The sequence below is a fragment of the Consotaella salsifontis genome, from assembly GCF_900167365.1.
Taxonomy (GTDB): Bacteria; Pseudomonadota; Alphaproteobacteria; order Rhizobiales; family Rhizobiaceae; genus Consotaella; species Consotaella salsifontis.
Genome location: NZ_FUXL01000017.1, coordinates 37210 through 49224, shown reverse-complemented (window position 1 = coordinate 49224; position 12015 = coordinate 37210). Strand labels below are relative to the sequence as shown.

The 12015-nt window shown below is 65.2% G+C and carries 9 protein-coding genes and 1 pseudogene; 4 read left to right on the top strand and 6 right to left on the bottom strand.

The features are described 5' to 3' along the window. Positions 1-221 precede the first annotated feature (221 nt). Genes B5D38_RS18530 through B5D38_RS18515 form a run of 4 tightly spaced genes read right to left on the bottom strand, consistent with a single transcriptional unit; the run spans position 222 to position 5477 of the window. Positions 222-1055, bottom strand: coding sequence for an inositol monophosphatase family protein (locus tag B5D38_RS18530; protein ID WP_078709950.1), 834 nt, complete (start codon positions 1053-1055; stop codon positions 222-224). After that, a complete protein-coding gene (locus B5D38_RS18525; RefSeq protein WP_078709949.1) occupies positions 1052-2161 on the bottom strand; it encodes an ABC transporter ATP-binding protein in 1110 nt (369 codons plus the stop codon). Before B5D38_RS18525 ends, B5D38_RS18530 begins: the two co-directional genes overlap by 4 nt. Further along, the gene (locus B5D38_RS18520; RefSeq protein WP_078709948.1) at positions 2158-4389 is read right to left on the bottom strand and encodes an ABC transporter permease; all 2232 of its coding nucleotides are present in this window, start codon (positions 4387-4389) and stop codon (positions 2158-2160) included. The genes B5D38_RS18525 and B5D38_RS18520 overlap by 4 nt, the downstream gene beginning before the upstream one ends. Before the next feature lie 59 nt (positions 4390-4448). Then, positions 4449-5477 carry an ABC transporter substrate-binding protein gene (locus tag B5D38_RS18515; protein WP_078709947.1) on the bottom strand — a complete coding sequence of 343 codons (1029 nt, stop codon included), beginning with the start codon at positions 5475-5477 and terminating at the stop codon, positions 4449-4451. Positions 5478-5623: 146 nt separating this feature from the next. Here B5D38_RS18515 and B5D38_RS18510 point away from each other — a divergent pair, with 146 nt between their 5' ends. Then, positions 5624-6634 carry a LacI family DNA-binding transcriptional regulator gene (locus tag B5D38_RS18510; protein WP_078709946.1) on the top strand — a complete coding sequence of 337 codons (1011 nt, stop codon included), beginning with the start codon at positions 5624-5626 and terminating at the stop codon, positions 6632-6634. Here B5D38_RS18510 and B5D38_RS22610 read toward each other — a convergent pair. Continuing rightward, positions 6635-6730 (bottom strand): annotated as a pseudogene (locus B5D38_RS22610) (short-chain dehydrogenase); the annotation flags it as partial. Between the two features lie 157 nt (positions 6731-6887). On the opposite strand from B5D38_RS22610, the gene kaiC reads away from it, so the two are divergent. The 3 genes from kaiC to B5D38_RS18495 are packed head-to-tail and all read left to right on the top strand — an operon-like array spanning position 6888 to position 10332. Further along, complete coding sequence (gene kaiC, locus B5D38_RS18505; RefSeq protein WP_078709945.1) at positions 6888-8588, top strand: circadian clock protein KaiC; 1701 nt, start codon at positions 6888-6890, stop codon at positions 8586-8588. Then, positions 8585-8872, top strand: coding sequence for a circadian clock KaiB family protein (locus B5D38_RS18500; protein ID WP_078709944.1), 288 nt, complete (start codon positions 8585-8587; stop codon positions 8870-8872). Before kaiC ends, B5D38_RS18500 begins: the two co-directional genes overlap by 4 nt. After that, positions 8869-10332: a sensor histidine kinase gene (locus tag B5D38_RS18495; protein WP_078709943.1), complete on the top strand. Its 1464-nt coding sequence runs from the start codon at positions 8869-8871 to the stop codon at positions 10330-10332. The genes B5D38_RS18500 and B5D38_RS18495 overlap by 4 nt, the downstream gene beginning before the upstream one ends. A gap of 180 nt (positions 10333-10512) precedes the next feature. On the opposite strand, the gene B5D38_RS18490 is transcribed toward B5D38_RS18495, so the two are convergent. Beyond that, a complete protein-coding gene (locus tag B5D38_RS18490) occupies positions 10513-12000 on the bottom strand; it encodes a pyridoxal phosphate-dependent decarboxylase family protein (protein ID WP_245319374.1) in 1488 nt (495 codons plus the stop codon). Positions 12001-12015: the final 15 nt, after the last annotated feature.

Genomic DNA, 12015 nt, shown 5'->3' with positions numbered 1-12015 from the left:
CCGCTTTCACCTCGAATTCCGTAATGCGCTCGCCTCAAAGGTCAGTATGTCGCCATGGGCTCCTTCTTGGCAGATCGCATACCGTCAACTTCTCGTCGGTCACTTCGCATGCGTCCCAGCCCTGGGTATGGCAGCCCCTTCTCTCGACGATCGGCAACAACGGCTACCATAACGATCGGCTGCGAGGTGTATTGCGCCGACAGCTCCGCGGCGCATCGTTACTATGACGGGGAACACGGTTGGCCGGCCGGCGGCTGATCGACCAGTCCCGCCAACATCAGCATGTCCCCTCGCGTCCCCGCCGCACCGGCAAGCACGAGCCCGCCCGCCTCGAGGCTCGGCCATTCCCGTGGATCGTGAATCCAGCCACCCGCCTCCTCGACGATCAGCAGCCCGGCGAGACAGTCCCAGGCGTTCATGTGCGGCTCCCAGTAGGCCGCGAGCCGCCCCGCCGCGACATAAGCGAGCATCAGCGCGCCCGAGCCGTTGCGGATGAATATGCCCTCGAGTTCCAACAGCCGTTCGACGAAGCGCCCGACCACCCCGGGCGCGATGCGGTGGCTGGCGCCGACGCCGACTATGCCGTTCTGCACCGTCGCCTCGCCGCCGAGCCGCAGCGGCGCACCGTTGAGGCTCGCGCCCCCGCCCCGGTCCGCCACGAACATCTCGTCGGCAACCGGCGCGTAGATCGTGCCGATCACCGGCCGGTCGCGCTCGATCACAGCGATCGAGACGCACCAGGAGTCCATCCCGAAGATGAACGGGCTGGTCCCGTCGATCGGGTCCATCACCCAGGTGAAGTCCGAGCGCCCTTCCTCGAGCCCGAACTCCTCGCCGAGCAGGCCGTCACCGGGGAACCGGGCCCGGATACGCTCGCGCAGGAGGAGTTCCACCTGGCGGTCGGCCATGGTGACCGCGTCCTGGGCGTTGCGCTTGGTGTCGATGGTGAGCGCGGCGCGGTCGGCGAAGAAGGCGAGCGCCTTCAGCCCGGCCTCGCGGGCGATCTCGCGCGCGAAAATGGAGCGCTCAGCGAGCGCGGTCTCGGTCTGGTTCAAGCTGAACGTCCTGTCTGAGGCGGGACCTGTCGGCCCCCCCTGGGTGAGCTGGGAATGATCGCTACGCCGCGCTCGGCGAGGCCGAGGCCGACACTGCTGCCGACCGGCCGCACCCGCTCGACCGCGGGGTCGGTGACGAAGAGCGTGCCCGCCGCCGTCTCGATCTCGTATTCCACGTGATCGCCGAGATAGGCCGCGCTCAGCACCCGGCCGCCGAAGCCGCCATCTGCCTCGCGCAGGTAGACCGCGTTGGGGCGGATCGCGAGCCGCCCTGCTCCCGACGGCACCGGCCGCGCGGCCATTTCGTGCTCGTAGCCGCCGATCCGGATCCGCGCCCGCCCGGCCCCGTGTCCGAGGATCTCGCAGGCGACGACATTGGCCTCGCCGATAAAGTCGGCGATGAACTCCGAGGCGGGTTCTTCGTAGAGATCGCGTGGGGCACCGATCTGCGCTGCCTCGCCGTCGCGCATGACCACGATCTCGTCGGAGACGGCAAGCGCCTCCTCCTGGTCGTGCGTCACGTAGACTGCGGTGAAGCCGAGCCGCTGCTGCAACTCGCGGATCTCGGTGCGCACCCGCCGGCGCAGCCGCGCGTCGAGATTGGACAAGGGCTCGTCGAGGAGCAGCACCTGCGGTTCCAGCACCAGCGCCCGCGCCACCGCGACGCGCTGCTGCTGCCCGCCCGACAATTCGCTCGGCAGCCGGCCGCCATAGCCGGCGAGGCCGACCAGTTCGAGCCCTTGCTCCGCCTTCTCGGTTGCCGGCTTCCGTCCGAGTCCGGAAGAGCGCAGCCCATAGGCGACGTTCTCGGCGACGCTCATGTGCGGGAACAGCGCGTAGGACTGGAAGACCATCGATACATCGCGCTCGTTCGCCGGCAGCGCGGTCACGTCGCGCCCGCCGATCAGGATGCGCCCGCTCGTCGGCTGCTCCAGCCCGGCCAGCATCCGCAGCGTCGTGGTCTTGCCGCAGCCGGACGGGCCGAGCAGCGTCACCAGCGTTCCCGGCCGGATGGTCAGCGACAGGTCGCGGATCGCGACATGGGCGCCGAAGCTTTTGCGCACGGATTCGAAACGCACCGACCCGCGCAGGTCGTCATTGGTCATGTGGGCTTCTCCTCGGAAAATGCGGGGGAAGGAACCGGAGCGGACTTCGCGGCCCCGGCGGGCCGGCGCAGCGTGCGCTGGCCGACGAGGAGCTGGAAGCCCGAGATGACGAGCACCATGACGACGATGAGCGCCGCCGAATAGGCGATCGCGACCCCGTATTCGCCATTCTCAGTGAGCCCGACAATGTAGGCGGTGGCCATGTTGTACTGCGCGCTGACCAGGAAGATCACCGCACTGATCGAAGTGATCGAACGGACGAAGCTGTAGACCAACGCAGTGACAATCGCCGGCCGGAGCAGCGGCAGGATGATCCGGCGCATAGTGGTGAAGCTGTTCGCCCCGAGCGTCAGCGAGGCCTCGTCGAGGCTGCGGTCGAGCTGGCTCATCGAGGCAATGCCGCCGCGGACCCCGACCGGCATGTTTCGGAACACGAAGCAGATCACCAGGATGGTCGCCGTGCCGGTGAGCTCAATCGGCGGCAGGTTGAAGGCGAGCACGTAGCTGATGCCGATCACCGTGCCGGGAATGGCGAAGCTCAGCATCAGCAGGAACTCGAACACCTCCCGTCCGGCGAAGCGCTGCCGGACCACAAGATAGGCCGTCAGGAGTCCGACGGCCGCGGTCAGCGGTGCCGCGATCAGCGCGATCTCCATCGTCGTCCAGAAGGAATCCCAGGCGACGCCGCTCCAGCGGATGCCGTCCGGCGAGAGCGCAAACGCGAAGGCCTTCTCGAAGTGCTCGAGCGTCAGCGTGTGATCGAGTCCCCAGGTGCGCACGAATCCGCCGAACAGGATCATGGCGTAGATCACCACGGTGAAGGCGAGCCAGGGCAGCACGACGGCATAGACCAGCCCAGCCAACCGCGGATCGAGCTCGACGTGCCGGCCGCCATCGCCCTTGCCGGTGATGGTGGTGAAGTTCTTGCCCTTCAGCCAGATCCGCTGGGCGAGAAAGGCCGAGAGGGTGAAGCAGAGCAGGATCAGCGCCAGCACCGCCGCCCTCGCCGGATCGTTCTGGGCGCCGACCACAGCGAAGAAGATCTCTGTCGAGAGCACGCCGTGGCTCCCACCCAGCACCAGCGGATTGCCGAAATCCGCCATGCTCTCGATGAAGCCGATCAGGAAGGCGTTGGCGAGGCCCGGCCGCAGCAGCGGGAAGGTCACCGTCCAAAAGGTGCGCCAGCGGTTCGCCCGCATCGTCTGCGCCGCCTCCTCCATCGACGGGCTGATCGCCTCGACGACGCCGATCAGCACCATGAAGGCGATCGGCGTGAAGGACAGCATCTGCGCGACAAAAATGCCGGAGAGCCCGTAAAGCCAGCGCCCGGCATCGTAGCCGGTCCAGTCCGCGACGAAGCGGGTGATCACGCCGGAACGGCCGAGCAGGAGGATCAGCGCCAGGCCGATCACGAAGGGCGGCGTGATGATCGGCAGGATGGTCAGCAGCCGCAGCGGCCGCTTGAACGGAAAGCGCGTGCGGGTCAGGAGCAGCGCGAAAGCGAGACCGAGCAGGGTCGTGCCGAGCCCGGTGACGATCGCCAGGAACATCGTCCGCCAGGCGATGCCGCAGCTATATTCGGAATCGAGGCAGGCGAGCGACCAGATCGAGCGATCCTGGATGTTGGCGATGAAGCTGGTCGGGTCGAAGGAGCCGTCGAAGGTCTGGAACGCGCCGATAAAGAGGCTCGCGATCGGATAGAGCACGAAGGTCGAGACCAGGCCGACGAGGATGGTGATCGAAGCGACGACGAAGGCATCACCACGCATCACGCCCCGTTCGGCCAGGCCGAAGGCGATGAAGAGGAGGAAACTCAGCGCCAGCGCCATGCCTCCGAGACCGAGCGGCAGCTGCCCTTCCGCCAGCGGGCCGAACAGCGTCTCCCAGCCGCTCCAATTCCAACCGCGATAGCCGATCGACAGACCTTCGAGAAGCAGCCAGCCGATGCCGAACGCCCCGGCGAGCGCCACCGCGCTTCCGCGGTCCGGCCCCGGCCGCCGGAAGCGCAGCGCCGCGCCGGCGGCGACGGCAAGGCCGAGCGGGAGCAGCCACCAGGCGCCGCGCAGGAACAGCTGCACCACAGCCGGACCGATCTCGGCGTCGAGCGGGTAGCGGGCGAACCAGCCGAAGCCGAGCACCCCGCCCTCGATCCGGTACCACGGCAAGAGCAGGAATGCGGCGGCTGCGACGAGCAGCGCCAGGTCGAGCCGGCGGACGCGAGGATCCATCGACAACCTCCATGCGGAAAGGGTCGTGGCCGGGCGACACTGCCACCCGGCCCGCGGCATCACCTGGCGATAGAGCCGATCTCGCGGTCCCAGCGCTCCAGCAGCGTCTTGCGCGTCCCGGAGTCGCCGTACTTGGCGAAGTCGTAGTCGATCAGCTTGATCTCATCGAGATTCGGTGCCTGCGGCGGCACCGTCGCGTCCTTGTTGGAAGGGATCTGGAAGGAATCCGCCTCGGCCGCCTTCGACTGGACGTCGGCCGAGAGCGCCCAGTCGTAGAAGGTCTTGGCGTTCTCAAGATTGCGCGCGCCCTTGACGATCGACATGGAGCCGACCTCGTAGCCGGTGCCTTCGCACGGTGCGACGGTCTTGACCGGGAAGCCCTGCACCGCCATCGCCACGGCGTCGTGCATGAAGACGATACCGATGCCCGTCTCGCCACGTGCCGCCGCCTTGACCGGTGCGGAGCCGGACTTGGTGTACTGCGTAACGTTGTCGTTGAGCTTCTTCAGATAGTCGAAGGCCTGGTCCTCGCCCATGATCTGCACCAGCGTCGCAAGCGCGGTGTAGGCCGTGCCGGAGGAGTTCGGATTGGCGATCTGGATTTCGCCGCGATAGGCGTCGGAGGTCAGGTCCTTCCAGCATTTCGGCGCCTCGGCGCCCTTCTTGTCGAGGATCTCGGTGTTGTAGCCCCAGCCGAGCGCGCCGGAATAGACGCCGACGGTGCGGTAGCCCGAGACCTCCGCCTGGTGCTGCGCCCAAGGCTGCAGCTCGGACAGCTTCGGCGACTTGTATTCCATCGTCAGTCCGTCCTGCGCCGCCTGCAGGTGCGGATCTCCGGTGCCGGCCCACCAGATGTCGGTCTTCGGGTTGCGCGCCTCCGCACGGATGCGGGCATAGGCTTCGCCCGAACTCATCCGCACCATGTTGACATCGATGTCGTGGCTCTTCTCGAACATGTTCTCCATGAGCTCGCACCACTTCACGTCGGCGGCGCAGATCATGTTGAGCGAGCCCTTGGCGAAGGCCGTGGACGGAGTGAACGGCAGGGCAGCGGCGAGAGCCGTCGCGGCGAGAATCTGGATGCGCATGGTTTCCTCCCGGTGTTTTCTTATGGATTTTTTGCACTCGTGTGCAAAGCTGTCGCACGATCGCACCGCTGTCAACGACCTATTCGATGCCACCGGAAGTTGGTCACGGTCGCGATGCGGTTGGAGTGAAGCGGGGATCACGCGAAATGAGGTCGAGATCGAGTCCGGGTTTCGTCAGCTCCCAGGAGGTCGCACGGCTCGCCGGCGTCTCTCGCTCGGCGGTGTCGCGCACCTTCACGCCAGGCGCCAGCGTCTCGCCCGAGACACGTGAGCGAGTGATGAAAGCGGCCAAAACGCTCGGTTATCACGTCAATCACCTCGCCCGCGGCCTCATCAGTCAAACCACCGGCATTGTCTGCCTCGTGGTTTCCGACATCGCCACGCCATACCTGTCGAGCATGGTCGACGCGTTGACGCGTCGGTTGCAGGAGGCCGGAAAGGTGGCGATGGTGATCAACGCCACCGGAAAGCTGGAAAAGATCGAGGACGCCATTCGCCAGACGCTCCACTACCGCGCCGACGCGACGGTAGTGCTGTCCGGCTCGCCGGATCGCGCGATCATTCAGACCTGCCTCGACAGCGGGCAGCGCATGATTCTGCTCAATCGCGACGAGATGCTGCCGGGCATCCGCAACGTTTCGCTCGACCATGCCGCGGCGGCGCGAGAGGCGCTGGACGCCTTCCTCGCGGCCGGCTGCCGCAGGCTCGCGGTGGTCACCTCCGCCGCTCGCACGCCGAGTCTCGTCGGTCGCGAGACTGGCTTCGTCGATGCGGCCCGCGCCGTCGGGCTGGAGGTGGCGACCTGGAGCGAGGGTCCCACGGCTCATGCGAGCGGTGCCGCCGGTGCTCGACGTCTCCTCGGACGAACCGACCGGCCAGATGCGGTGTTCTGCGTCACCGATCTCCTCGCCTGCGGGTTCATGGACGTCGCGCGCCACGAATTCGGGCTGCGAATTCCGAAGGACGTCAGCGTCATTGGCTTCGACGACATCGAGCAGGCGGCCTGGCCGTCCTACAACCTCACCACGTTCGCTCAACCGGTCGCGGAAATCGCCGACTACGTCGTCACTTGCGTCGCGGCGGACGAGGTCGCCGAAGCCGTTCCGCGGCGCCTGTTCGCCGCGCCGATGATCCGGCGCTCCACCGTACGGAGATGATCTGCCGATCGGGATGCCGCCGAGGCCCCGCATGATGATGCGCTTGCCGCCTTCGTAATCCGTGTCGGCCTCTTCGGCGAGGCGTTCGGCCAGCCGCGAATTGTGCAGAACTCTGAGGGTTGAAATCCTCCGCGTCGGATTTCCCATGCCTGCACGGCCTGGAGAGCGTCCCTAATCTGCGACTTTATTCAACACTGGCGGCTATACTGACAATGCCGTAGGACTGGAGCCACTCGGCTCGTTTGGAAACAAGATGGATTCCCCTTTAGGCATCGCGAAATCCCCCACCGGCATAGAAGGCTTCGACGACCTGACGCTGGGCGGCGTTCCCAGCGGCCGGCCCACCCTCGTCTGCGGATCGGCAGGCTGCGGAAAAACCCTGTTCGCGACGACCTTTCTGGTCCACGGCGCGCGGGACTACGGCGAGCCGGGCGTCTTCGTGACATTCGAGGAACGTCCGGTCGACATCGTCGCAAACGTCGCATCGCTCGGTTTCGACGTCAGCGGGCTGATCGACAGAGACTTGCTTGCGATGGAGCATATCGCGATCGATCCGTCCGAGATGGCAGAGATCGGCGACTTCGATCTCGAGGGCATATTCCTGCGCCTCGAGCTCGCGATCGACGCGATCGGCGCCAAGCGGGTGGTCCTCGACACGATCGAAAGCCTCTTCTCCGCCTTCACGAACCAGGGTGTGTTGCGCGCGGAGATCCGCCGCCTGTTCGACTGGCTCAAGGACAAGGGGATGACGACGGTCATCACCGCCGAGCGGGGCGACGGCACCCTCACGCGACAGGGGTTGGAGGAATACGTCTCCGACTGTGTGATCCTTCTCGATCACCGGGTGCACAATCAGATATCGACGCGTCGGATGCGCATCGTGAAATATCGCGGGACCGCGCATGGGACGAACGAATATCCTTTCCTGATCGACCGCGACGGCTTTTCGGTGCTGCCTGTCAGCTCGCTTGGGCTCGACCATAAGGTCTTCGAGGAGCGCGTGCCGTCGGGGGTCGCTGATCTCGACGCAATGCTCGTCGGAGGCGGCTTTCATCGAGGCTCGTCGATTCTCGTTTCAGGTGTCGCGGGGTCGGGCAAATCCTCTCTCTCTGCGAGCTTCGTCCATGCCGCGGCGGCGCGAGGCGAGCGGGCGATCTATTTCTCCTTCGAGGAAGCCCCAGGGCAGATCGTCCGCAACATGTCCTCCATCGGGCTGGACTTCAAACCCTACGTCGACAGCGGGCTCATTCGCTTCATCTCGGCGCGCCCGACATTCTACAGCCTCGAAATGCATCTGGCGCTCATGCTTCGCGAAGTGCAGAAATTCGACCCGCAACTGGTGGTCCTCGACCCGATCTCGGCCTTCATGGAAAGTGGCGGCCAGTTGGAGGTCCAGTCCATGCTGCTGAGGATGGTCGACTTCCTCAAGACCCGTGGGGTCTCCAGCATGTTCACCCACCTGATGCATGGCCAGGAAAGCGGGATGGCAACTGATGTGGGCCTCTCCTCGTTGATGGACGGCTGGATCCTGATGCTCAACCGAGAGGCGAACGGTGAATTCAACCGGGAGCTCTACCTCCTCAAGGCGAGAGGCATGGCGCACTCCAATCAGGTGCGTGAGTTCGTCATGAGCAGCTCGGGCATCCGGCTCCTGCCGCCCTACCTCGGCGAAACAGGCGCCCTCACCGGCTCGGCTCGACGCTTCGAGGAAGCGAAGACCCGACGCGCCGAGGTTGCTCGTCTTGCCGACGTCGAACGCAACAAGGCGATGATCGAGACGCGCCGGCGGAAGGCAAAGGCGCAGATCGAGGCGCTACAGGCCGAACTCGACGCCGATGACCTGGAGTTGGATATGGTCTCCAAGGCAGCAACCGAATATCTTCGGCAAGCCGCTACGGATGCACACGAGATGGACGTCAGCCGGAGCGGCGGTGACCGATCGAGATTGAAATGACCGAGACCTCATCCCCGAAGAAGCTCATCCTTTACGTGGCCGGGCAAACGCCCAAATCTCTCGCAGCCATCGCCAACCTTCGGAAGATCACCGAGGAGCACATGGCCGGGCAGTATGAGGTTGAAGTCATCGATCTGCGGCAGAACCCCAGGCTCGCCAAGGAACACAGCATCGTCGCGATCCCCACCCTGGTGCGCGAACTGCCGGTTCCCATCCGCAAGATCATCGGGGATCTCTCCGATGTTGAAAAAGTGCTGGTGGCCCTGAAAGTTCAGGACGAATGAGCCTCGATGAAATCGCCGAACTGCGTCGGCGCCTGGCGGAAGCCGAGGACACGATCCGCGCGATCCGGCAGGGCGATGTCGACGCTCTTGTGGTCGGCCAGCAGGGCGAGACGCAGGTCTTCGAGATCGGCGGCGGCACCGACGCCTATCACGCCTTCATGGAGGTGATGAATGTTGGTGCGGCCGCAATCGACCAGAGCGGTCGGATTCTCTATGCGAACGCCAACCTGACTTCGGCGCTTGGCTTGACGCAGAATTCCGTTCAGGGGAGCCTGATCTCGGAAGTCGCGCCGATGGAGGTCGCGGAGGCTGTCGACCATCTCCTCGTGCCGCCGCTCCTTGGGCCGCTCTCCACGCAGGTCGATTTCAAGCGGGACGGTGAGACCGTACACTACATCCTCGCCGCCACCCCCTTCCAGCTTTCGACAACGCCGGCTGTGGCCATCACCTTTACAGACGTGACCGACCGCGTGCGCGCCGAGGCGACCGAGCAGAGCGAGCGCGCCGCCAGGGCTGTGATTGCATCGGCGAACGAGGCGGTGCTGGTCTGCGACAGGGACGGTATCATCACCCACGCGAACGCCGCCGCGCACGCCTTGTTCAATGGCGACCCGCTCGGCATGGAATTCGCGCAAGCGGTTCCGCTGCAGCTCCCCAACGCGACGGGGCTCATGCAGGCCGAGGACATCGTCTTTATGGCGATTCAGGGAACCGCCGTGCAGGGTGTCGAGGCTCATGCGCCGAACGCTCCGAAGGTGAAGGACTTCCTCGTGAGCGCGGCACCGCTTCGAATCGGGAACGATGCGATCAGCGGCTGCGTCGTCACGATGGTGGACCTGTCGCAGCGCAAGGAGGCCGAGAAGCAGCAGCTGCTTCTAATGCGCGAGCTCGACCACCGCGTGAAGAACACGCTCGCACTCGTCCTGTCGATTTCGAGCCGGACGCTGCACCACGAAGACACGCTGGAAGGCTTCCAGAAGGCCTTCACCGGACGCATCGAGGCGCTGGCAGCGACGCACAACCTCCTGGCGGAGAACTCCTGGACCAACCTGAAGATCGATGACGTCGTGCAGAGCGAACTCGCGCCCTTCACCAGCGGCGTCGCGGGTCGGCTCGTCACCCGCGATCTCGATCGCCTGATGGCTCCAAGGGCAGCGATCGCCTTTGGGCTCGTCGTCCACGAGCTTGCCACCAACGCCGCGAAGTACGGCGCGCTCTCGGTGACCGGCGGGAGGGTTTCCGTTCAGTCCGTCCCGCAACCTGACGGTGAAGGTCGGTTCGTTGTTGAATGGCGGGAAAGCGGCGGCCCCCGTGTCGAACCTCCGGTCCGCAAGGGCTTCGGACATACCGTCATAGCGAGAAGTCTCCAATACTCGCCCACGGGCGGCGCGGAAATCGCGTTTGAGCCGGAAGGGCTGGTCTGTCGGATTTCGTTGCCGATTGAAGATTTGCATAACTGACCGGATCGTCGAGAACGGGCTCTCCGGCAAGATCTAGCCATCACTGGAGCGTTGGGGGCGGATTTCGATTGCCGCTTGGGGATTGGCACCAGGACGGCAGAAATTGGTCCCCGATGCCCGATATGCTGGGCGGTCAGACGTTGACGCTAACTTGTCATCGCTGGATCGGCCGCAGCGCCGTCACTCACAACGCTCTGCGAAAGCAGACTTTGCGCGGAACTGCTTTTCACAACCGATTTCCCGACCCAGACGGACCACCTCCCGCACGAGAAGCTCCAGGTCCTCGCGCCGAGTGCGATGGTTGGCAATCGCGGCTCGCAGGCAATGCGCGCCTCGCAGGGTCGTGTCCGAGAGAACGGCGGTGCCTTGTTCCTGGAGGCGCAGCATGATCTCGACATTGATCGCCTTGGCGAGCTGCGGATCTGATTTTTCCGACCGATACCGGAAGCAGACAATATTGAGTGTCGCGGGGCTCACCAGTTCCAGCTCGGGCTCGACCTGGATCAGACGGCTTAGCTCGTGCGCCTGGGCGATGTTCTGGTCGATCAACCGGCCGAACTTCTCGACCCCGTGCTCCTTGAGCGACATCCAGAGCTTCAGCGCCCGGAAGCCGCGCGTGGTCTGGAGACCATACTCGTGGAGCCAGGTTCCGGAGGCGAGCCCGCGCGGCTTTGATTCCAGATATTCCTGTGCGGTCGCGAAGGCGCCACGATGAGCTGCGGCATCGCGCACCAGCACACAACCGACTTCGAACGGCGCATGCAGCCACTTATGCGGGTCGAGCGCGACCGAATTGGCTCGGGCGAGCCCCGCAACCTGCCAGGAATTGTCAGGCGCTATCGCGACGAGCGCGCCGATACAGCCGTCGACATGCAGCCATAAATCCTCTTTAGCCGCCAGGTCCGCCAACGCCGCCAGATCGTCGACGGCGCCGGTGTTGACAGTTCCGGCGTTGGCGATCACGCAGGCAGGGCGAAAGCCGGCCGCGCGATCTTCGGCGATCGCCGCGCGCAAGGCGACGATGTCGATCCGGTACTTTGGGTCCGTCGGTATCCTGCTGAGGGCGCGATTGCCGAGCCCCAGCGCCTCGATCGCCTTGCGATGGCAGCCATGGATCTGGTCCGAGCCATAGAAGCGCAGCGGCTGGGGCATAGCGCCAACGCCGAGTTCACGAATGTCGACGCCGGCCTTCACATTGCGGGCGACGAGCAGCCCGATCAGGTTCGCCATCGAGCCACCACTGACCAGCGTTCCGCTGGCAGATGCCGGAAAACCGAGCATCTCCTTCAGCCAGTCAACCACCTGCCGATCCATCAGGGCGGCCGCATGGTCGCCGCCGCCGAGATTGGAGCCCTGCACGGCCGCGAGGAAATCGCCAAGCGCACCGGTGAAATTGCTGGCGCCCATGAACCAGGACCAGAAGCGCGGATGGACGTTGCCCATGGGATAGGCCATGATCGTCTCGGCCACCTCCGCGTATACGTCTTCCAGCGGCGCCGGGAGTCGCGGCAGAGGAGCGGCAATCTGTGCTCTGACCTCGGGCGGCATTTCCCGCCATGCCGGGCGTTCCCGGACATCGCGCAGGAACGCCACGGAATCATCGACCACCCGATGGGCGAGCGCCTGAACTCGCTTCCAGTCCATGGGGTCGAGGGTCTCTTCGGTCATCTGTCCCACCATGCT

Bases quoted from the DNA above. Each gene is read 5' to 3' on its own strand.
- kaiC (WP_078709945.1), top strand. From the start codon at position 6,888: ATGGATTCCCCTTTAGGCATCGCGAAATCCCCCACCGGCATAGAAGGC.
- B5D38_RS18520 (WP_078709948.1), bottom strand. From the start codon at position 4,389: ATGGATCCTCGCGTCCGCCGGCTCGACCTGGCGCTGCTCGTCGCAGCC.
- B5D38_RS18500 (WP_078709944.1), top strand. From the start codon at position 8,585: ATGACCGAGACCTCATCCCCGAAGAAGCTCATCCTTTACGTGGCCGGG.
- B5D38_RS18495 (WP_078709943.1), top strand. From the start codon at position 8,869: ATGAGCCTCGATGAAATCGCCGAACTGCGTCGGCGCCTGGCGGAAGCC.
- B5D38_RS18510 (WP_078709946.1), top strand. From the start codon at position 5,624: ATGAGGTCGAGATCGAGTCCGGGTTTCGTCAGCTCCCAGGAGGTCGCA.
- B5D38_RS18490 (WP_245319374.1), bottom strand. From the start codon at position 12,000: ATGACCGAAGAGACCCTCGACCCCATGGACTGGAAGCGAGTTCAGGCG.
- B5D38_RS18515 (WP_078709947.1), bottom strand. From the start codon at position 5,477: ATGCGCATCCAGATTCTCGCCGCGACGGCTCTCGCCGCTGCCCTGCCG.
- B5D38_RS18525 (WP_078709949.1), bottom strand. From the start codon at position 2,161: ATGACCAATGACGACCTGCGCGGGTCGGTGCGTTTCGAATCCGTGCGC.